The sequence below is a fragment of the Bombilactobacillus sp. ESL1197 genome (genome assembly GCF_058107145.1).
The window spans coordinates 101,135-123,448 of the sequence record NZ_JBYLTY010000001.1 but is presented as its reverse complement, the minus strand read 5'-3'; the positions used below and the strand labels follow the sequence as shown (position 1 = coordinate 123,448).

15 protein-coding genes are annotated in these 22,314 nt (G+C 38.5%); all 15 read left to right on the top strand.

What is annotated here, in order from left to right:
* Nucleotides 1-2: 2 nt before the first annotated feature.
* The 15 genes from AC3B6B_RS00435 (at nucleotide 3) to celB (ending at nucleotide 22,194) form a co-directional block, all read left to right on the top strand.
* The gene (locus tag AC3B6B_RS00435; RefSeq protein WP_489756749.1) at nucleotides 3-2,207 is read left to right on the top strand and encodes an alpha-galactosidase; all 2,205 of its coding nucleotides are present in this window, start codon (nucleotides 3-5) and stop codon (nucleotides 2,205-2,207) included.
* A gap of 65 nt (nucleotides 2,208-2,272) precedes the next feature.
* The gene (locus tag AC3B6B_RS00430) at nucleotides 2,273-3,448 is read left to right on the top strand and encodes a galactokinase (protein ID WP_489756748.1); all 1,176 of its coding nucleotides are present in this window, start codon (nucleotides 2,273-2,275) and stop codon (nucleotides 3,446-3,448) included.
* Nucleotides 3,449-3,453: 5 nt separating this feature from the next.
* Entirely contained in the window at nucleotides 3,454-4,923 is a 1,470-nt protein-coding gene (locus AC3B6B_RS00425; RefSeq protein WP_489756747.1) for a UDP-glucose--hexose-1-phosphate uridylyltransferase, read from the top strand.
* 231 nt (nucleotides 4,924-5,154) lie between these two features.
* Complete coding sequence (locus AC3B6B_RS00420; protein ID WP_489756746.1) at nucleotides 5,155-6,339, top strand: phosphoenolpyruvate hydrolase family protein; 1,185 nt, start codon at nucleotides 5,155-5,157, stop codon at nucleotides 6,337-6,339.
* Between the two features lie 85 nt (nucleotides 6,340-6,424).
* A complete protein-coding gene (locus tag AC3B6B_RS00415) occupies nucleotides 6,425-7,639 on the top strand; it encodes a Tm-1-like ATP-binding domain-containing protein (protein WP_489756745.1) in 1,215 nt (404 codons plus the stop codon).
* A gap of 1 nt (nucleotide 7,640) precedes the next feature.
* Nucleotides 7,641-8,471, top strand: coding sequence for a phosphoenolpyruvate hydrolase family protein (locus AC3B6B_RS00410; RefSeq protein ID WP_489756744.1), 831 nt, complete (start codon nucleotides 7,641-7,643; stop codon nucleotides 8,469-8,471).
* Between the two features lie 162 nt (nucleotides 8,472-8,633).
* On the top strand, nucleotides 8,634-10,580 hold the full coding sequence (locus AC3B6B_RS00405) for a M13 family metallopeptidase (protein ID WP_489756743.1): 1,947 nt from the start codon (nucleotides 8,634-8,636) through the stop codon (nucleotides 10,578-10,580).
* 258 nt (nucleotides 10,581-10,838) lie between these two features.
* Nucleotides 10,839-11,783 carry an aldo/keto reductase gene (locus AC3B6B_RS00400; protein WP_489756742.1) on the top strand — a complete coding sequence of 315 codons (945 nt, stop codon included), beginning with the start codon at nucleotides 10,839-10,841 and terminating at the stop codon, nucleotides 11,781-11,783.
* A gap of 414 nt (nucleotides 11,784-12,197) precedes the next feature.
* Complete coding sequence (locus AC3B6B_RS00395; protein ID WP_489756741.1) at nucleotides 12,198-14,423, top strand: putative mucin/carbohydrate-binding domain-containing protein; 2,226 nt, start codon at nucleotides 12,198-12,200, stop codon at nucleotides 14,421-14,423.
* Between the two features lie 250 nt (nucleotides 14,424-14,673).
* Nucleotides 14,674-15,381 carry a B3/B4 domain-containing protein gene (locus tag AC3B6B_RS00390; protein WP_489756740.1) on the top strand — a complete coding sequence of 236 codons (708 nt, stop codon included), beginning with the start codon at nucleotides 14,674-14,676 and terminating at the stop codon, nucleotides 15,379-15,381.
* Nucleotides 15,382-15,648: 267 nt separating this feature from the next.
* Nucleotides 15,649-16,197, top strand: coding sequence for a cysteine hydrolase family protein (locus tag AC3B6B_RS00385; protein WP_489756739.1), 549 nt, complete (start codon nucleotides 15,649-15,651; stop codon nucleotides 16,195-16,197).
* Nucleotides 16,198-16,514: 317 nt separating this feature from the next.
* Nucleotides 16,515-17,300, top strand: a complete 786-nt coding sequence (locus AC3B6B_RS00380) for a 2-keto-4-pentenoate hydratase (RefSeq protein WP_489756738.1) — start codon at nucleotides 16,515-16,517, stop codon at nucleotides 17,298-17,300.
* A gap of 280 nt (nucleotides 17,301-17,580) precedes the next feature.
* A complete protein-coding gene (locus AC3B6B_RS00375; protein WP_489756737.1) occupies nucleotides 17,581-19,221 on the top strand; it encodes a mannitol dehydrogenase family protein in 1,641 nt (546 codons plus the stop codon).
* A 226-nt stretch (nucleotides 19,222-19,447) separates the two neighbouring features.
* Nucleotides 19,448-20,824, top strand: a complete 1,377-nt coding sequence (locus AC3B6B_RS00370; protein WP_489756736.1) for a glycoside hydrolase family 1 protein — start codon at nucleotides 19,448-19,450, stop codon at nucleotides 20,822-20,824.
* A complete protein-coding gene (celB, locus tag AC3B6B_RS00365) occupies nucleotides 20,824-22,194 on the top strand; it encodes a PTS cellobiose transporter subunit IIC (RefSeq protein WP_489756735.1) in 1,371 nt (456 codons plus the stop codon). Before AC3B6B_RS00370 ends, celB begins: the two co-directional genes overlap by 1 nt.
* Nucleotides 22,195-22,314 lie beyond the last annotated feature (120 nt).

Sequence of the window (22,314 nt, the reverse complement as noted above, 5' to 3'; positions counted from 1 at the left end):
TTATGGCGATTATTATTGATGAAGCAAAAAAGACCTTTCATTTACAAACAAACCATGCCAGTTATTTATTTCAAGTTTTGCCCACTGGTGATTTACAACAGTTATATTATGGAGCTCGCTTAAGTGAGCCTATTAATCTTGCTAATTTAACACAAGTAGCTGGACAAGATGCCACTCCAGCGCAAGAGGTTGATGGTCAAGAATTTCAATGGGACGTAATCAATCAGGAGTATAGTAGTTTTGGTCATGGTGATTTTCGACCAAGTGCTTACCAAGTTACTTCACCGGCGGGGGATCGCATTAGTGAATTTCAATATCAAAAATATCAATTATCTAATGGAAAACAACGCCTAGCACATCTACCGTCCACATTTGATGATAATCAAGATCAAAGTCAAACATTAACCATTTTTTTACATGATGAGTTGGCAAATTTAGAATTGCAATTAAATTACACAATTTTTCCAGCCCAAGATGTTATTGTCCGCAGTGCTCGTTTTGAAAATTTAAGTACCCAAGCAGTACAATTACCTCGGGCTTTAAGTTTACAGTTAGACTTGCCAGATAGTGATTATGACTTCTTACAATTTGCAGGTTCCTGGGCCCGTGAGCGCCATTTAAGTCGTAATCATCTACATGACGGTGTGCAAAGTATTAGTAGTTTACGCACGGCTTCAAGTCATCAACATAATCCGTTCTTTATTTTAGCGCGGCCAACAACAACTAATTTGACTGGTGAGGCTATGGGCTTTAACTTTGTTTATTCTGGCAACTTTTTGGATAGTGTGGAAGTAGATCAGTATCAACAAGCGCGAGTTTTAGTAGGGATTAACCCGGACGAGTTTTGTTGGCAATTAAAGCCTCAAACCAGTTTTCAAACGCCCGAAGCGATTTTTAGCTATACTACAGCGGGCTTAAATCAATTGAGTCAGCAACTGAGTGATTTTTACCAGAAGCACCTCGTAGCGCCCCAATTTGCACAGCAAGAACGCCCAATTTTAATTAATAATTGGGAAGCCACGTATTTTGATTTTGATGAAACTAAGTTGTTACATTTGGCTGATCAAGCAAAAGATTTGGGGATTGAATTATTTGTCTTAGATGATGGTTGGTTTGGCAAGCGGGATGATGATACTACTTCTTTAGGTGATTGGGTGAGCGATCGCCGTAAGTTGCCACAGGGAGTAGCCCATTTAGCGCAAAAGATTCACCACAAAGGATTAAAATTTGGTTTATGGTTTGAACCCGAAATGATTTCTTTAGAAAGCCAATTATATCAACAACACCCCGATTGGGTGCTCCATGTTCCGGGACGTAAGTTAACGCCAGGACGGCACCAGTATGTTTTAGACTTAGCGCGGCCAGAAGTCGTAGATTATTTAGCACAAGCTTTGAGTGAGATTATTGCCCAAACGCAGTTAGATTATGTGAAATGGGATATGAATCGCTATATTACCGAAATGTACAGTGCAGCTTTTGCCCCCGAGCAGCAGCAAGAGTTAGCACACCGTTATATTTTAGGTGTTTACCAATTGTATGAGCGGTTAACAACCAAGTTTCCCAAGGTATTGTTTGAATCTTGCGCTTCCGGAGGCGGGCGCTTTGACTTAGGACTGATGTATTATGCGCCACAAGCTTGGACTAGTGATGACACTGATGCCATGGAGCGCTTATTGATTCAATACGGAACGTCGTTTGGTTATTCTTTGTCAATGATGGGAGCACATGTTTCAGCGAGCCCCAATGAACAATTGGGACGCAAGACATCCTTAAAAACTCGCGGAGCGGTGGCCTACTTTGGCGATTTAGGTTATGAATTAGATATAACGCAATTAACTCCTGATCAATTAGCTCAGATTAAACACCAAATTCAGTTTTATAAACGTTATCGGAAGATCTTTCAATTTGGAAATTTTTATCGTTTACAAAGTCCGCTGGCAGGCAACCATAATGAGTTAAGTTGGGGTGTCGTTAATGCTGAACAAACAGTGGTCATCGTAGCGCATTATCAATTACTCAATCAGCCCCAATGTTTGAATGCACGGTTGAAATTGCAGGGCTTAGATCCTAAGAAGCAGTACCAGATTAATGGACAACCAGCTGCTTATTCAGGCAGTCAGTTAATGAATGCGGGTTATGTTTTGCCCAAGTTAACGAAGCAAGAAGCTGATTTTCAAGCACAATTATTGGTAATTAAAGCAATTTAAATTGAGGATTATTGAATTACTCAACATATCTTGTTACAACCTTGTTTAATAAAGAAGGAAATTTTATGACCATTACCCCAGCAACTTTAACGAACGCTTTTGTACAACAATTTGCACAGCAACCCACGAACTTTTATTTTGCACCGGGACGGATCAATTTAATTGGTGAACACCTGGACTATAATGGCGGGATGGTCTTACCTTGTGCAATTAGTCTAGGAACCTATGCGGCTATCAGACCACGAACCGATCAAAAGTGGCGACTTTACTCCGAAAACTTTGCCACAAGTGGTATCTGTGAAATTGATTTGGCTAATTTACATTTATTTAAGGATAATACGTGGCTGAATTATGTTGTGGGAACATTAGAATTATTACTGCGGCAAAAGTTTCAATTAACACATGGATTTGACATTTTGATTCAGGGGGATTTGCCTAATAGTGCAGGCTTATCTTCATCAGCTTCTTTAGAGTTATTGCTAGGGATTATTTGTCAAAGCCAGTTTAATCTGTCGATTTCTTTACAACAATTGGCTTTGAATGGACAGCAAGTAGAAAATGCCTTTATTGGAGTCAATTCGGGAATTATGGATCAGTACGCGGTGGCGTTAGGACAAAAGCAGCAGGCTATTTTATTAGATACGAAGACGTTAACTTATCAATATGTACCGGTGAACTTGGGCGACTATCAAATTGTGATTATGAATTCCAATCAACCGCGAGCTTTAGCTGGTTCAAAATATAATGAACGGCGAAATGCTTGTGAAACTGCGTTAAATTTGTTGCAAACCAAATTAGCAATTCAAACTTTGTGTGAGGTTACGCCGCAGCAATTAGATGAATATAGCTATTTGTTGGTGGATGCAGACGTTTTGAGTAAAGCCCGCCATGTCGTTTGGGAGAATCAACGCACTTTACGGGCACAAACTGCCTTGAAACAACAAGATCTAACGACATTTGGTCATTTGTTAAACGCGTCGCATGTTTCCTTGGAACAAGATTTTGCTGTTAGTGGCATGGCGTTAGATACTTTAGTACATGCCGCTTGGCAATTTGGCGCCTTAGGAGCTCGGATGACGGGGGCAGGCTTTGGTGGGTGCGCGATTGCGATTGTGCAAAATGAACAAACGACAGCATTTATTCAACAGGTAGGGCAAACTTACCAACAAGCAATGCACCAAACAGCGGATTTTTATGTAGCAGAAATTGCTGATGGACCTCATGAAATTAAGGAAGGTTGAGTTTAATGGCAACTTTGATTGAAGTGTACGCCGACCGAATTATTCAAACACAGCAAACTTACCAACCGCTAGATCGACGTTATTTAATTAATTTGATTTTGCAAAAGGTTGGTTCTACGCCGCAAGGCTCAGCGCTGCAAGGGTCTTTATTGGAATTAGCACAACAATTAGTTACTTGTGCGCAAAATAATCAACGAATAACGAAACCGTGGCAATCAGCACAGCTGTTAGCGGAATTAACAGATTTGTATACGCCGACTCCGAGCCGAATTAATCAAATATTTTGGAATCAATATCAATTAAGTCCACAACAAGCAACCACAAACTTTTATCATTTATGTCAATCTAATGGGTATGTTCAAGAAGCCGCAATTAAAAAGAATATTGCCTTTCAAACGCCGAGTTCATATGGTGATTTGGAAATTACGATTAATCTTTCGAAGCCGGAAAAAGATCCTAAGCAAATTGCCAAGGCCAAAAAACAAGTTAGTGGCTATCCTCATGATGCTCTTAGTTTTGAAAATGAAGGCTATTTGGGAAGTGAACAGCAAGCACCGCGTCGCAATCATCGCTTAATTCGGCTGAGTTTAGGTGGTGAAATGTGGGGCTTGCAGTATTCACCGTATGCTTATTTTGAGCAACATTGTATTGTGTTATCACAAGCGGAGCGGCTGATGAAAATTGACGTAACCACTTTTAGTAATTTATTAGCAGCTGTTAAAATTTTGCCACACTATTTTTTTGGCAGTAACGCTGATTTACCAATTGTTGGTGGCTCAATTTTAGGCCATGATCATTATCAAGGTGGTCTGCATCAGTTTGCAATGCAAAAAGCGCCGATACAAACTGTTATTTCGTTAAAAGATTTTACTGATGTGACGGCTGGTATTGTGAAGTGGCCGGTAGCCACTATTCGCTTGCAAGGCACTAATCAGCAACACCTGGTCGCTGCGGCTACGCGAATTTTACGAGTTTGGCAACAATATTCTGATGAAACAGTCGCGGTGTTAGCACAAACTGCAGGGCAAAATCACCATACAATTACGCCCATTGCTTATCAAAAGCAGGGGCAATACGTGTTAGATTTAGCATTGCGCGATAATCGCACTTCAATTCAATATCCGGATGGTATTTTTCATCCACATCAAAATTTGCATCATATTAAACGAGAAAATATTGGTTTAATTGAAGTGATGGGCTTAGCCATTTTACCGCCGCGCTTAGTTCCCGAATTACAAGAAGTAACTAAATTTTTATTACAACAACCAAACCAAATGGCTGATTATCATCGACCTTGGGCGCAAATGATGCAACAGAAGTATCCAGAGATTGATACACATAATATTCAACAAATTTTGCAACAAGAATTAGGTTTGGTGTTTCAACAAGTCTTGGCAGATGTCGGTGTGTTTAAACAAGATAACAGTGGTCAAGCTGCTTTTCAACGGTTTATTCAAGCTGTTAATCAGTCTTAAATTAAATTGGCCCAAAGTCGCTGAAAAGTTTAACCAAAATATCTGACTTTTAAAGCACAAAAAATGTTCGTATTAAATGCGAACATTTTTTTGTTCTATACTTTTTGTGTGGAGTCACATCCAAATGACATATTTAATGTTACTAGATTATTGGACAAACCAGTGTCTTTTTAATTATTGTTGAAAATAGTAAGATTTGATTAAAAGTAAATCTTTATCAGAGGTCAATTTATGGTTAATCAATTAAAAAGTTTATTGAAAAGACAATTAAAATTAAAGCATCCGCTCTTAAGTATTAGTACTACCACAGGGATGAGTGCATTACGTGCCTTAAATGCTGGAGCAGACTTTATTATGGTTTTGAATTCTGGAAAATTTCGCCAAATGGGACGCTCATCTTTAGGGGCATATTTACCTTTTACTAACAGTAATCGTCAGATTTTTGATATCACTAAGCAAGAAATATTGCCACTTATTAATGATTTTCCTTGCGTGATTGGTATTAATGCTACCGATCCTTACCTAAGTGTGTCGAATCTTATCAACTTTTTAAAGCAGTATCACATTTCCGGTGTAGTAAATTATCCTACGGTTAGTTTGTTAGATGGTCAATTTAGAGAAGCCTTGAGTGAAGCCAATATTAAGTATGATCAAGAAATTGAGTTGTTAGAAACGCTACATAAGCAGGGTGTTTTTACGGTAGCTTTTGTTACCAATGAAAAGGAAGCGCTAGCAGCTAATCAAGTTGGAGTGGATGTCATTTGCATTCACCTGGGGTTAACAGAAGGTGGTGTACTTGGTGCACGTAGAATGGCTACTTTTGAATCAATTATTGATAAAGTTAAAAATGTTTGTGAAGCTTTGAACCAAGCCTCTTGTCAAAGTATCCTGATGTTGTACGGAGGTGTTATCAATGATTTAACAGAAGTTCGTTATATCTATAATCTTTTGCCGACTATTAGTGGCTATATTGGTGGTTCTACTTTTGAACGTATTATTCAGGAACAGACAATTGCCAAACAAGTTCATGATTTTAAAACCGCTGATCATACACCAGATGATTCTTTGACTATAAAGACTTTAAGTGATGATTGCCTCCATTATCAACCAATTCAATTTATTGAAAATTATATTCAAAATAACTATTCAAGACCTATTCGCTTAGCAGATTTAGCACAGATTTTACATTTATCACCTACTTATCTAAGCACGATGTTTAAGAAGCAAACTAATAAATCATTTACAGAATATCTGGTCCGTTTTCGTCTTAATAAAGCAGTAGAATTGATGAAACATCAAGAGCAATCACTTAGTAAAATTGCGGAATTAGTTGGTTATTCTGATTATGCACAGTTTAATAAAATTTTTAAAAAGTATTTTGGTCAATCTCCTAGTGTTTATTTAAAACACATATAATCACTAGTAGCGTGAACAATATTACCTGTTTTTGTAACCGCTTTTGACATAATATGAATTCATAAAGTTGAAGGGAGGTTAATTAATGAGCACAATTGCTTTAGTAGGGACTTTAGATACCAAAGGTCAAGAGTATGGCTATGTTCGTCAGATACTGGAACAGTTGGGAAACGAAGTAATTATGATCAATGCAGGTGTTTTTGAACCAACGGTACCAGTAGATATTGATGATGATCAAATAGCTAATGTTGAAGAATTAACCATGGATGATATTCGCAGTAGTTATACACGTGGTGAAGCTAATGCTATCTTGGGCCATGGGTTAAGAATACTATTGCCAAGGTTATATCGAGAAGGTAAATTTCAAGGAATTTTATCACTAGGAGGTTCAGGTGGAACTGCTTTGGTTACTCCAGCGATGCGGACATTACCTTTGGGTGTGCCTAAAGTCATGGTTTCGACGATGGCTTCAGGTAATACTAGTGACTATGTAGGAACCAGTGACATTTTAATGATGCCATCAATCGTTGATGTTTCCGGTATCAATAAAATCTCACGGAATGTATTCGAAAATGCTGCCAAAGCTGTTTCGGGAATGGTTAATTTGAAAGTTCATACTGAAAGTGATGACAAGGCATTAATTGGAGCTACCATGTTTGGAGTGACTACTCCGGCAGTGGATCATGTGCGTCAATTATTGACACAGCAAAACTTAGAAACTTTGGTTTTTCATGCTACAGGAACTGGTGGTAAAACGATGGAATCTTTAATTTCCCAAAATTATTTTGAGGGCATTATAGATTTAACTACTACAGAAATTGCTGATGAACTTTGTGGCGGTGTCCTGACAGCTGGACCTACACGATTAGAAGCGGGGATTATATCCAAAATTCCTGAAGTAATTGCTCCAGGAGCTTTAGACATGGTTAATTTTGGAACATTTGATAGTGTTCCTGATAAGTATCGACAGCGCAATTTAGTTAAGCATAATCCGACTGTAACCTTAATGCGGACAACGCCAGCTGAAAATAAAATGTTTGCCGAATATATTAGTGATAAATTAAATCAGGCACAATCACCTGTTACGTTTATGATTCCTTTAAAAGGATTTTCAGAGTTGGATGCTATAGGTGGTCCATTTTATGATCCTGATGCTGATCAAGCATTTGTTACTACATTAAAATCTCGCTTGTATAATCAGTTAGTTACAGTTAAAGAATTACCCTATAACATAAATGATCCACAATTTACCTCTAATTGTGTGACGGAATTAAATTATTTGATGAAAGGAAATGATTAGATTGGATAATAGAAGCAGAAGTCAAATTATTGCAGATTTTAAACAAAAACGCCAAACAGGTGAAGTGTTAGTTGGGGTTGGTGCAGGAACCGGTATTACTGCTAAAAGTAGTGAAGCTGGTGGTGCAGATATGTTAATTATTTATAATTCTGGTCGTTATCGAATGGCTGGTCGTGGTTCTTTAGCCGGTCTATTGTCTTATGGTGACGCTAATCAGATTGTAGTTGAGATGGGCCAAGAAGTGCTACCAATTGTTAAGCATACTCCTGTTTTAGCGGGCGTTTGTGGAACTGATCCGTTTAGAGTAATGGATATTTATTTAAAGCAATTAAAGGATCAAGGGTTTAATGGTGTTCAAAACTTTCCAACGGTTGGTTTGATTGATGGTGTATTTCGTCAAAACTTGGAAGAAACAGGTATGGGTTATGATCTAGAAGTAGACATGATTCATAAGGCTCATGAATTAGGAATGCTAACAACACCTTATGTTTTTGATACTGATCAGGCAACGAAAATGGCTGAAGCGGGTGCTGATATCTTGGTTGCGCATATGGGGTTAACTACCAAAGGTGCCATTGGGGCACAGACCGCTTTAACTTTGGATGAATGCGTTGAAAAAGTACAGGCAATTTTGGATGCTGGACGTAAAGTCAACCCAGATATTATGGTAATTTGTCATGGTGGTCCAATTGCTGAACCTGAAGATGCAGCTTATGTTATTGAACGTGTTAACGGAATTGACGGATTCTTTGGTGCTTCCAGCATTGAACGTTTAGCAGCAGAAAAGAGTATTAAAGAACAAACAGAAAAGTTTGAAGCAATTCGCAAATAATAGTATCCATTTATATTTTAATTAAATTCAAATAGCCCCTAGATGCGATTAGATCTAGGAGCTTTTTTATTGCATTATTATAATGTTGTTTGTAAATATTATCGTCCGTCACTTGATTGTGATAGAATTTGAACTATTAATAAAGTTATAGGAGGCAACGATATGAGTTCAACAATCCAACAAGTAGTTGGTGGTCAAGGCGATACGACTAAAGGTGCAACTGCAACCCCGCAAGATAATTTGTATTTAGCGGTCAATGGTGAATGGCTAAAGACTGCTAAAATTCCTGCTGACAAGTCGCGTGTCGGTGGTTTTTCGGATTTGGATTTAGGTATTGAACAACAGTTAATGCAAGATTTGGCAGATTTTGCGGCGGGTACTAAAGAAATTACTAATCCGTTACTGGCGCAGGCTGTTAAATTTTATCAAGTAGCTGCTGATATGGAGCGCCGCAATCAAGAGGGATTTCAGCCTGCCCAAGCTGGTTATGAGCAAATCAAGCAAGTTACTAGTTTGGCCGATTGGGTTAAGCAATTGCCAGCATGGCTAGCAGCAGGATATCCATTGCCTTTTAGTGTTTATGTGACGGCAGATATGAAGGATACCAGTAAAAATGTTGTCGATTTTTCTGCGCCGGGTTTGATCTTGCCGGATACGACTTATTATGAAGATAATCCGAGTGGTCAAAAATTGTTAGCAGTTTATCAACAAACAGCAACACAATTACTACAAGCCATTGGAGAAACTGCCGCCAATGCTAACCAGATTGCCCAACAAGCCGTGGCGTTTGATCAGTCATTAGCTAAAGTAGTGAAAAGTGCTGAAGAAAAAGCCGATTATGTCAAAGACTATAACCCAACAGCCTTAAGTGATTTGACTAAATTAGGCGGTGTCGTTGATTTTCAGAGTTTGATTGAAGGAGCAGTCGAAGACAATGTAGCCACTGTCAATGTCAGTGAACCGCGTTTTTATAAATACTTTACAGAGATTGTTAATGCAGCTACTTTTGATAACTTAAAGAGCTGGACGTTAGTTAATTATGTTATGGGTGCGGGTGCTTATTTAAGTCAGGATTTACGCGAAATTGCCGGACAGTTCAGTTTGGCTTTGAGCGGTAATCAAGAATTACAGGCACCATTAAAGCAAGCTTATCATTTAGCAGGCTCATATTTTGATGAAGTCATTGGCCAGTATTATGGGCAAACTTATTTTGGTGAGCAAGCCAAAGCGGATGTTGAGCAAATGGTCCGTAAAATGATTGCAATTTATGAACAGCGGATTCAGCAGAATGATTGGCTAAGCTCTCAAACCAAACAACAAGCTGTTGTGAAGTTAGATAAGATGGTGCTCAAAATAGGCTATCCTGAAAAAGTTAATGCTGTTTTCCAAAAGATAACTGTTGATCCAAAGGAATCTTTATGGGCTAATATTCAAGCCATTACTGAAGTTTTGATTGCTGACAATTTTGCTAAATTTAAACTACCAGTGGATCGGGGCGAATGGGCAATGCCGGGGCATTTGGTTAATGCTTGTTATGACCCCTCTCGTAATGACATTACATTCCCCGCCGGAATTTTACAGGCGCCATTTTACAGTTTAGAGCAATCTAGCAGTGCTAATTACGGCGGCATTGGGGCCGTGATCGCTCATGAAATTTCGCATGGTTTTGATAATAACGGTGCTCAATTTGATGAATATGGAAACCTGCATGATTGGTGGACTAAAGAAGATTATGCGAAATTTAAAGAACTAACGCAAAAGATGATTCATGAATTTGATGGGATTGATTTTGCGGATGGCAAAGTCAATGGCAAATTGGTTGTGAGTGAAAATGTGGCAGATGCTGGTGGTTTAAGCTGTGCTTTAGAGGCCACTAAGTCCGAAGCAGATGCTGATTTAAAAGAATTCTTTATGAATTGGGCGCGCGTTTGGCGGACCAAATCCACACCACAATTGATGGAAATGTTTTTGAGTATGGATGTGCATGCGCCAGCTCCTTTACGGGCCAATGTCCAAGCCCAAAACATGGACGAGTTTTATACCACGTTTAACGTTGGTGAACATGATGGTATGTGGTTAGAACCAGAAAAGCGGGTCAATATTTGGTAGTTAATCAAATCAGAAAGTTGGTAAACAAGCAATTTCATTGCCTGTTGCCGACTTTTTTATTGTTCCAATTTGGCCTAATTAAGAATTTGTTTGCCGTCGTTTGGTAGCAATTTCAAAATAAACACTAGTAAAAGTGTTTTTTAGGAATATAATAATTTATAGGAACAAATGTTAGCGCTATCGATGAGTTTGGGGATTAATGAATATATTTTGGCGAAAATTGCAGAATAACTAGTGCTGACGAAAGGAGAGATTATTATGGTTGAGACAGTTCAGATTGGTAAAAGTGATGTAACGACAATTAAGTTAGGTTTGGGTGCTAATAAAGTTGGTGGTCATAATCTATTTCAAAATTTGAAGGAGCAAGATGGCTATGATTTGTTACGCGAATCTATTGCCCAAGGTGTTAATTTTTTAGATACGGCGTTTGATTATGGACGCGGGCGTTCGGAAGAGATTATTGGCGACGTCTTGCAAGAATATGATCGTTCCAAGATAATTGTGGCTGATAAGGCGGCACAAGATCCAGCCCAAAACTTCGCCATGAATAACACTCCACAATTTTTAACAGAAGCTGTTGATAAGGCTTTGAAGCGGTTAAAGACCGACTACATTGATATTTTTTATATTCATTTTCCTGATGAAAATACTCCTAAAGATGAAGCCGTGGCTGCTTTAGTTGATTTGAAAAAAGCAGGTAAAATTCGTGCCATCGGGGTGTCTAACTTTTCTTTGGAGCAAATTAAGGAAGCTAATAAAGATGGTCAAGTTGACATTGTAGAAGATCAATTTAGTCTAATCTATAAAAGTCCAGCCCAAGAAGAAATGCAATATCTCAAAGATCATCAAATCTCATTTGTACCATATTTCCCATTAGCTTCGGGCTTGTTAACTGGTAAATATACTAAAGCCGATTGGAACAAGTTCCACCAAAGTGACGGCGGTAAGTTATTGGAAGATTTAACTGAATCTAAGTTCAATGATGCAATTACTGGCTTGGAACAAGTTCGGACCATTGCGCAAGCTCATGCTGCGACAGTCACGCAAGTTGTTTTAGCTTGGTATATGGCTAATCCACTAGTTAGTGTGGTCATCCCAGGAGCACGGAATGTCAAGCAAGTTCAGGGCAATGCCGCCGCCTTGAAAATTAATTTAACTGCGAGTGAATATCAAACAATTGATCAAGCATTTAAGATGTTTTAATAGATACTAGATCAAAAGATTAGGTTGAGACAAAAGTTGGAAGTGCAAGCCAAACTTCTAAACAATTTTTGTCGCAACCTTTTTTGTTTTAGTTGTCACTATTTATGTTCGAAAATTATAAATTAAATTGATCAATAAGGTTGGATTAATGCTTGGTAAATGTTAAGATGTTTTCTTGTGCATTTATCTTATTGTGTGAACTATTTTTGCTGTACTAAATCTTGATATATCAAAAATAATAATCAATTAATCAGAGGAGCTGGCAATGGATACTTAAAAATTGAAAACTGCTAGTGCTTAATGGTTAAATCATTTTTGTTTTAGTTCTATCATAGAGAAGCGCAGCATTTTGTTTTGCTGCTGTTATTTTGGAAAACTGAGCAGTTTAAAAAATTATGTTTTGGAGGAATCAAAGTGAAGAAAAATTTCTTAAGAATATCAGGATTATTTTTGTTGATGTTCTTTTTCTTTATTAGTAGCGCACTGAATATTAAGGCGGCTACCAAAACGCAAACCATTACTAGTTTGCCCGAACCAACTTGGATTGAAAATGCGGGTATGAGTAAGGGTAAGTATCATGATCGCCAAGATTTGGGATTTATCTTGCGTGAAAATACGGTCTTGAAAGTTCGGCAAACTAATCCTAACTTTACTGGTAACTTAACCTTGCGGTTACTGGGTTATGATTCGAAAATGGAAAAAAGTGTGACGGTCGGTTCCAACTGGACAACTGTGAGTGCAGATTCACCATTAGTACCCTTTGTCGATACTCCTTATGGCAAGACATCTGCGACTTTAGAATATGAAATCGAAGATACGAGAGCGCAAAAGCCGTTACCAATTTATACCTACAAAGGTGATCAAACCGCCTTTTTCAAGACTTGGGACCAATACGACGGTAATTTTGCTTTAATTAAGGGCAAAGACTTTCAATTGTTAATTCCCAAGAGCGATAAAGAAGCTGTGAGAAAGTTAACTGATTACAAAAACCTAGACGAATTAATTGATCACTATACTGAGATTTTTGCTTTTTATAACAAAATGGCCGGTTTTGACGGATCTACACCAACCAACATGAACGGTCAAAATCGTTACTTCTTAAAAGCAGACGCTCATGGCTCTGGTGGCGCTTATTATAGCGATCAGTGGGCCGCTAATACTTCCAGATCCGTAAAAATGTGGCTGACCAAACTTGATTGGGCTACTTTACACGAAATTGCGCACGGTTATCAAGCTGGTTTTGATGGCGTCGGTATGTATACTGGTGAAGTGTCTAATAATTTGTTTGGCGTGCAATATCAATATACTAAATACGGTAAGAAAGCTGATCAAATTGGTTGGCTCTTTAACTATGGTAAAAAAGATGCTGTAGAAAATAGTCTGTACAAAACCTTAGTGACTGACAAAGGTGGTTATGCTGATGTTGATTTACGCGGTAAATTAATTCTATTAACCATGCTCAAGCAAAAAGCTGGTGACAGTTCCTTTACTAAGATGTACCAAGAATATCGGCAATTAGCCAACCAGCCAGGATTTAAGAAGAGTGACTACCCATTACCAGACTTGATGAACCAAGTTTACAGTGAAAATAGTCACCAGGACTTTACCCCGGTATTACAACGTTGGGGCTTAAGCGTTAATGGTTCACAACAAGAAAAAAATCGATCTGCTAATTATCCAGCTGTGGCGTCCTTAGCTGATGTCGTACCACAAGCTCAACTAGCTACTGCGCGGAAATTATTAGACAAAAACATTTTAATTAATTCCAATTTTGAAATGGTTCAAAACAAAGACATTGCCCCGTTAAACTTAACTGGTAACTTAACGTTGAATCTGACTACTGATGACATCCAGAACTTAAAGGGTATAACGGTTGCTTTAAAGGATGGTGCTAAGGTGGTGGCTTCACAACCAATCACTACTAAGACTATTACCTTTAAGAATGTGCCGAACGGTATTTACACCTTAGCTTTCTCTGGAAAAGCCATGCAGCAATACATGCCGAATAAGAACTACGTTTATGTGAAAGAAGCGAACAACAATACAGCACTGACTTTGAAAAATGTTAGTGTTAGTTCTTTAACTAATCAGGAATTAGATTTTCTTGGTGTCAATGACAATAAGTTTGCTACCTTGAAGACAAATTTAAATCAGCACCAGGCAACTTTGGCAATTACTAATACCACACCGCATTCTTATTACAAGGGTCAAAAGTATGCACAAATAACTGTGAAAGACAGCAACAATAAGACTACTTTTACTAAGACCATTGAAGGTGCTGGTGTCACTAAGGGGAATGTGACCTTTGCTTTAAACCCGGGTGATACACTGGAGATTTATCATGCAGAAACGAAGAATCGCTTAACATCGACAGATAACATTGTTGATAAAACTAATAACATGAACAAGTGGACTGTGACTAAGTTTGGTTTAAAGAACAATGCTTTAAACAATGATCCACAACAAACTTTGATCAATAAAATTAGTAATCAATGTTCCCAATTGATGAATCAACAGGATCAACAAAATATTCCATTAGCACAATCGCCAGTGAAAAAAGCTTTGTTGGCGGACATCAATTTGTTAGATGAACCATATCAGAGTACCTACAAACAGATGTATGGTCTTTTGTTTAGATAATAGCTTCTTTTCAAGAAAAGGGTTTTAGAAATTATTGATTATGTAATTTAAAAATACCGCTTTACTTTTTATATTGGACGTCAGGTGAGTAAAACTAGGAATTTATTCCGCAGATTTATTAACGCCTGTGGCGTCCTTTTTTATTTGCAACAAAGTTTGAGATATTTATTTGGCGTCTGGAAAAGCTAGTCTATAATATGAATTGTGAAGAGAAAATGATTTATTTCTGGTGTTCAGAGGAGAGAAAACTATGTTAACCAAATTTACGGTTAGTCCAAAGCTCTGGCAATTATTTCCAGAGGCCAGTATTTCGGTAATTGTTGCCAAAGATGTTGATAATCATTCGCAAGCTGATATGCCAAAGTTGTTGGCTGAAGCTAACCAGAATGCTGTTAAATGGTTGTCAGAGGATGCTATTGGCCAAAATCCGGTAGTTCAAGATTGGCGGCAAGCTTATCACAAGTTTAAAACCAAAAGAGGGGCTCGTAGTTCAGTTGAAAACTTATTAAAACGTGCTAAGCAAGGTAAAGGTGTCGGTTCGATTAATCCGATTGTCGATCTTTATAATATTGTGTCCTTGACTTGGGCATTTCCTTTGGGTGGACAGGACATGGATTTGTTGCAAGGCCATTTAGAGTTAACGATTGCGCACGGTGGTGAGCAGTTCTTCCCAATTGGCGAAGATTCTGCTGAGGAAGCTTTGCCAGGTGAAGTAATTTATCAAGATGAAGAGTCAGTTGTTTGTCGGTGCTGGAATTGGCGGGATAGTAGTCGCGTAGAGATTAGTGAACATTCTAAAAATGTGATTTTCTATTTAGAAAATGTTAATCCTGAACGTGCGGATGATCAAAAGCAAGCTGTAGAATTGTTGCAAAATCTACTACAGAAATATTTAGGAGTCCAAACGCAAACTTGGCTTGTTAATCAGGAAAATCCAGCGATTGATTTTAGTAAGTAACATCTTTAATATTCTTGAAATAAAAAGGCTGCTCATCGTAAGTTGATGAACAGCTTTTTCCGTATAGTGTTGTGAATGGTAGTGATCTATTCAGTTGCAGAAATAATTGGTAAGTCAGATTTGAACAGCTGAAAACGTGTGGTAAACTTTGGTCTAAAGTGATAGTATCAGGGTATTTATTGTCAAATCAAAGATATATAAGACATCGCTATAGTTAAAATACAAACTAATCTCTAAAATTTAGTTAATCAATAAGGAGAATTTGATATGGAAAATGTAGCATTAGTGGTAATTGATGTACAAAAAACTTTTCGCGATGGTAGCTGGGGAGCGCGGAATAATGAATTTGCTGAAGATAATGTGCAACAGTTGTTACAAATTTTTCGTAAGCAAGAAAAATTAGTTATTAACGTACATCATATTAGTGATGATCCGCAATCGCGGTTTTATTTTCAAAGTCCTGGTTTCCAATTTCAAGAGCAGGCCGAACCTTTATCTTCGGAAATTGTTTTGGAGAAAACGGTGAACAGTGCTTTTATTGGAACTAAATTAGAAAATATTTTACGAGAGCATCAAATTAAAAAATTATTCATTTGTGGATTGACCACGCCGCATTGCGTATCCACCACTACGCGAATGGCTGGAAATTTAGGATTTGATACTTACTTAGTGGAAGATGCAACGGCTTCTTTTGCAATTAAGGATTATCGTGGTCAAAGTTATAGCGCCCAAGAAGTTCAGGATGTGTCAATTGCTACCTTGGATCAAGAATTTGCGACAATTATCAAAACCGTTGACGTGGAAAAATATATTTAAGCTTTCCATTTTGACTTTGAAGACTTGTCAATAGTTACTTAGTTTTGAAATTGAATTAGATTAACTGTTGACATTTCTAAATTAAAGTTTTATAACTAAATTATAAAATACTAAAGAGGGGTAAAACAATGACATCATCAGTACAAGCAACTACACAAATTATTATCAGCATTATCATTATTGAATGATAGGTGCTGACAACTTGTGGTGCCTATCAAAGCCAATTTGGTAGGCAGCTGATGATTCATTTCATAGGTCCGCTGCTTAAAATATAAGCCGCGGATCTTTTTTATTTCTCTAACAAAGGAGAGAGTATCATGACACTGACAGAACAACAAAACCAATTAGCTAAGGATTTATACCAAGCATTTAAGAATAATCAACCACTCCAAAGTTTTGATTATGCTGATGTGGTCAATGATTTTGACACAGCATATGAGGTGCAACAATCAGTGATGAAATTAAAGGGGCAGCCCACAGCCGGTTATAAGGTATCTTTAACTTCAGAGCAAACGCAAAAAATGTTTGATGCTGATTCACCACTTTATGGCGCGCAGGTAGCGGACAAATTTTTAGATTCTGGAACCACCTTGAGTTTGAAAGATTACAATGAGCCTTTGGTCGAAGTTGAATTTGAATTTACTGCTAAACGACCGCTGACCCCTACAATGTCAGAAACCGAGTTGTTACAAAATTGTTATGTTGCTGCGGATATGGAGGTGCCTGATGCGCGGTTTACGAACTGGTTCCCGGATCTGAATAAATATTTAGTATTAAGTGATACGGCTGTTGGGGGCGCAGTCGTGGGTGGCAAGGTGAAAGATGGTGCTACCTTAAAGCTAGCGGATTTAGCTCACGTTTTTGCAGTTTTAACTTTTAATGGTGAGGAACAAGCCCATGGCCAAGGCAGTGAAGTTTTGGGTAATCCAGTGACAGCTTTAAAATGGTTAGTTAAAAAATTGTCTGAGCAAGGCTTTAGTTTCCCAGCGGGGACGCATGCGTCAACCGGAACATTTATCTTGCCGCCACACTTACAACCAGGAACTTGGGAAGCAAAATTTACGGATGATTTTGGAACAGTCACTTTGAATGTAACTGACTAATGTCATTATTAGTGGTCATGTTTTAAATGATTTAAGGGTCTAATGTTCGATCGGTGATCGAAGTTAGGCTCTTTTAATGTTTTATAGCTAAAATTAAAAATGGTATAATAAAAGATATTTTTAGAAAGCGATTACGCAAAATCAAGCTTAATTCTAGAAACAATGGCGAGCGTAACTGTCTTTCTAGGAATATCAAACCAATTAGTCAGAGCAGCAGCTACTAGTTGAGTTACTTGGCTAATATTTACTTAAGCATAACTAAACTTAAAGGAGTAATGATATGGTTCGATTGACGGATGATTATCAACAACAAGCAGCAAGTTTTCGAGAGGCGGGCATTACCGTTCCCCAATACGATCAAACTGCGCTCACGCAAAAAACGCTCCAAGCTCCCATTTGGATTCATTTTGGTGGCGGCAATTTATTTCGTTGTTTTCATGCAAAGATTGCTCAAGATTTATTAAATCAGGGGGAATTAGACCGCGGAATCATTGTGGCGGAAACTTTTGATCCCGAAGTGATTGAAAAAATTTATCAGCCAGCCAATAATCGGATGCTTAGTGTTGTTCTCAAAGAGGACGGCACGTTAGATAAAGAATTGTTAGCTAGTGTGGCCGCTTCACTATTTGTAGATCATAATGATGCCCAGCAGTGGGCGCAATTGACGAACTATTTTGTGGCACCAACACTACAATTGGTGACTTTTTCAATTACGGAAAAAGGTTATTCATTAGTTGATGTGGCCGGCAACTTAACCAAGGCAGCCCAGGCAGACATTGCTCACGGACCGGAGGCACCAATCACCAATATGGGTATTGTGGCGCACTTGTTATATGAACGTTTTAAAGCTGGTCAATTACCACTAGCGTTAGTCAGTACCGATAACTTTTCACAGAATGGTTTAAAACTGCAAACGGAAGTTTTACGAATTGCCAAAGGCTGGGTTGATAATCAGTTGGTAGCAGCCGATTTTATTGATTATTTGACTAATCCTGAGTTAATCACCTTCCCGTGCAGTATGATTGATCGGATTACGCCCAGTCCAAGTGCTGATGTAGCCCAACAATTACAACAAAGTGGTTTTAGTGATACACAAATTTTGACCACAGCTAAAACCACCGTGATTGCACCCTTTGCCAACACTGAGGAAGTGCACTATTTAGTCATTGAGGATAACTTTCCAAATGGGCGTCCGCAGTTGGAACAAGCGGGGGTTATTATGACTGACCGAGCCACGGTTAATGATGCTGATCAAATGAAAGTAACGGCGTGCTTGAATCCTTTGCATACTGCCTTAGCAATCTTCGGCTCGTTACTAGGCTTTACTTCGATTGCTGATGAAGTGGCTGATGCCGATTTATTAGGTTTAATCAAGAATTTGGGTTATGGTGAAGCTTTACCCGTAGTCAAAGATCCCAAGATTATTAATCCACAAAAGTTTATTGCAGAATTAATTGACAAGCGTTTGCCTAATAAAAATATTCCAGATACCCCATATCGGATTGCCACGGATACGTCACAATTATTAGCGATCCGCTATGGAGTAACGTTGCAACATTATGTAGATGATCCCACACGTGATCCGCAAACTTTGGAATTTATTCCTTTAATTTTAGCAGGTTGGTGTCGTTACTTAATGGGTGTAGATGACCAAGGACAGCAGTTTGTGCAAAGTCCCGATCCCCAATTGGCAACCTTAAAAGCTTATGTACAAGACGTACAGTTAGGAGCTTCTGATGTAGATGTGCACCAGGTTTTACAGCCCATCTTAAGTAATCGTAGTAGTTTTGGGAATGATCTCTATGCAATTGGCGTGGGTACTAAGGTTGAAAATTACTTTCAACGCTTAATTGCTGGCCCGGGTGCGGTACGGCAAGTGTTGCACGATACAGTGACCACTAAGGGGGAGCGATTTCATTAGGTGACAGGGATATAATTTGTTACTACGCAATAACTAACTTTAAAAAATTACAATGGAGTGCCTATATTTTAGGTGCTTTTTTGTTGTACAAAATAAGTTTTTACGTTAGAATACGATATTTGTTTGGTGAAGGACAGCACTTACTTGACAAAGCATGGTAAGGCTTTCATAATGCTTCGTATGACAGATGATTCTGAATTAATATACTTAAAATAAAGGAGTTATTATGCTAGATAAAGATTTTTTATGGGGGGCATCATTATCAGCCCACCAAACCGAAGGGGCGGCAAGTGAAGATGGCAAGTCTGCTTCGGTGCAAGACTGTCGCCAACGCGATCCACAAATTGCTGATTTTACAGTGGCTAGTGATCATTATCACCGCTATCAGGAAGATATTGAATTATTGGCTCGGATGGGAGCCAAGGCGTTACGGATTTCGATCCCGTGGACGCGGATTATTCCCCAAGGTGTGGGTGCGGTTAATCCGTTAGCGATTAAACATTATCAAGACGTGTTTAATACAATGCATCACTTTGATATTGAACCGATGGTGACAATGTATCACTTTGATTTGCCCCAGAGCTTGCAGGACCAAGGTGGTTGGACTAATCGACAAACGGTCCAAGCCTATGAGCAATATGCACAAACTTTGTTTGAAAATTTTGGTGATCAAGTTCATTATTGGTTAACTATTAATGAACCTAACATTATGTTGTTAGCTGATCGCAAAATTTTAGGTTTTACTTATACTCATCAGCAGCGCTACCAAGCTTTTTATAATCTAATGATTGCTGAAAAAAAGGCCTTTGCTTTATGCCACCAAATGTTACCGCAGGCTCAAATTGGTCCAGTGCCTAATATTTCTTACGTTTATCCGGGGAGTGCTGATCCGAAAGACATTCGTGCGGCGGAATATTTTAATGCGGTGCGGAACTGGGCGTATTTAGACTTTTCGGTACGTGGGCGGCTGAATCCCCTGTTTAAATCTTATTTACACCAAACCGGCATTGATTTGGAAATTTTACCAGAAGATCAAGCTTTGGTAACCGAGAACTTTCCGGACTTTTTGGGAATCAATTATTACACGAGTGTAACTGTTGAATATCCCAAGACGCACCAAGACCGGCTCAGTGGCGTCAGCGATCAGCAATCAGAAGACGTCTATGAAGAAGGCTTTTATAAAGGCTTGACCAATCCGTATCTACAGAAAAATGATTTTAACTGGACAGTAGATCCTTTAGGTTTACAAACAACACTGGAAGTCATTAATGATCGCTATCAATTGCCAATTTATATTACGGAAAATGGCTTAGGGGCATATGATGAATTGACCAGTGATCACCAAATTCATGATCCATACCGTATTGATTATCTCAAACAACATATTTTTAGTGTGCAACAGGCTGTGGCAGCTGGAGTGCCTGTTAAAGGTTATTTACCGTGGTCAGCCTTAGATTTAGTGAGTGTGCATGAAGGAATGAAAAAGCGTTATGGCTTAATTTATGTCGATCGGACAGAGCAAGATTTAAAAACGCTGGCCCGTTATCCCAAAGATAGTTATTTCTGGTATCAGCAAGTGATTAAACAGCGAGGAGTCGAGTAATGCAAGCAATCTTTGATTTTTTAAATAAGTACTTGTTACCGCCACTCAATAAATTAGCCAATACCAAAATCATTCGGGCCATCATGGATGCCAGTTTGGCAGCAGTGCCCTTTACGATTGTGGCGTCTATCTTTCTAATTTTAAATAATTTGCCACAAATTTTTCCCTTTGCGGCTAATTTTTTCAAAAATACCATTATGAAATTTAGTGGCTTTTACATGTTGGGCAATACCATGGCTTTGGGTTCCATTGCGCTCTATTACGCAGTGGCTTTAGGTTATTATTACATTGAACAATATCGCAAAGCTGGGGAAACTCAACTTAATTCGTTTACCGGAGCTTTACTGTCATTATTTGCGTTTTTGTTAACCATTCCTAGTATTTCTTGGCAAAAAGGATCCGCTGTGGGTGCAGATAAAGTGGTTGCCGCCCATAACTATCTAGCTGGTGGAGTATCCATGGTTAATGGTTGGCTGACTCGCTTTGGTGGCGTCGGAATTTTTATTGCAATTATTACGGGAGTTATTGCCGTGCAGCTGTACCGTTTGTGTGTCAATAAAAATGTCACCATTAAAATGCCCCAAGGGGTCCCGGAAGGTGTTAGTCGCTCCTTCGCCTCGTTAATTCCCGCTATTTTAGTGGCAGTGGTAATGATTGGTTTAGATATTATCTTAGGCTTAATGGGGACCGATTTACATCAACTATTATCTGCACCATTTGGCTTTGTCAAAAATCTGACCGGATCATGGTTAGGCATGATGGTAATTTTATTATTGATTCACTTACTCTGGGCTGTTGGTGTTCACGGGACGGCAATTATCAAGAATAGTTTTGTAAACCCCATTTTATTAGTGGCTTTAACCGAAAATATTAATGGTCAGCATAATATTTTTGCCGGCGATTTTATTAATATGTGGGTCTTTATTGGTGGCGCTGGTGGTACGCTGGGCTTAGTAATTTTAATGCTAACTGTGGCCAAATCGGCGCAATTGAAAACTTTAGGCAAAACAGCGATTTTACCAGCCATCTTCAATATTAACGAACCAGTGATTTTTGGAGCACCGATTGTTTATAATCCATATTTGATTATTCCGTTTATCGTTAATCCCATGATCTTAGCTTCCATTGCCTATGTGGCAATTAAACTACACTTTGTGGGTTATGTTAACGCCGCGATTGCCTGGATTTTGCCGGTGGGTGTTGGCGCTTTTATTGGAACAAGTGGCAATTTGATGGCTGCCGCAGTGGCGTTGTTGAATTTAGTCGTGTCACTAGTCATTTACTATCCATTTTTGAAGATGTATGACAAGAAATTATATCAAGAGGAACAACAAGCAACTTCCGAACCAGTCGCTAATCCAGTAAATTAAAAATTTGTACAGTTCAAAAGTCGCAGGAATCTGCGGCTTTTTTAGTATCAGCAAGTTATTAGAAACAACACGCTGAAAAATTAAGGTTGACAATTGGAGGAAAACGAATACAATAAGATT

Excerpts from the sequence above, each read along its gene's own strand:
- AC3B6B_RS00435 (WP_489756749.1), top strand. The coding sequence starts at position 3 with ATGGCGATTATTATTGATGAAGCAAAAAAGACCTTTCATTTACAAACA.
- AC3B6B_RS00430 (WP_489756748.1), top strand. The coding sequence starts at position 2,273 with ATGACCATTACCCCAGCAACTTTAACGAACGCTTTTGTACAACAATTT.
- AC3B6B_RS00425 (WP_489756747.1), top strand. The coding sequence starts at position 3,454 with ATGGCAACTTTGATTGAAGTGTACGCCGACCGAATTATTCAAACACAG.
- AC3B6B_RS00420 (WP_489756746.1), top strand. The coding sequence starts at position 5,155 with ATGGTTAATCAATTAAAAAGTTTATTGAAAAGACAATTAAAATTAAAG.
- AC3B6B_RS00415 (WP_489756745.1), top strand. The coding sequence starts at position 6,425 with ATGAGCACAATTGCTTTAGTAGGGACTTTAGATACCAAAGGTCAAGAG.
- AC3B6B_RS00405 (WP_489756743.1), top strand. The coding sequence starts at position 8,634 with ATGAGTTCAACAATCCAACAAGTAGTTGGTGGTCAAGGCGATACGACT.
- AC3B6B_RS00400 (WP_489756742.1), top strand. The coding sequence starts at position 10,839 with ATGGTTGAGACAGTTCAGATTGGTAAAAGTGATGTAACGACAATTAAG.
- AC3B6B_RS00390 (WP_489756740.1), top strand. The coding sequence starts at position 14,674 with ATGTTAACCAAATTTACGGTTAGTCCAAAGCTCTGGCAATTATTTCCA.
- AC3B6B_RS00385 (WP_489756739.1), top strand. The coding sequence starts at position 15,649 with ATGGAAAATGTAGCATTAGTGGTAATTGATGTACAAAAAACTTTTCGC.
- AC3B6B_RS00380 (WP_489756738.1), top strand. The coding sequence starts at position 16,515 with ATGACACTGACAGAACAACAAAACCAATTAGCTAAGGATTTATACCAA.
- AC3B6B_RS00375 (WP_489756737.1), top strand. The coding sequence starts at position 17,581 with ATGGTTCGATTGACGGATGATTATCAACAACAAGCAGCAAGTTTTCGA.
- AC3B6B_RS00370 (WP_489756736.1), top strand. The coding sequence starts at position 19,448 with ATGCTAGATAAAGATTTTTTATGGGGGGCATCATTATCAGCCCACCAA.
- celB (WP_489756735.1), top strand. The coding sequence starts at position 20,824 with ATGCAAGCAATCTTTGATTTTTTAAATAAGTACTTGTTACCGCCACTC.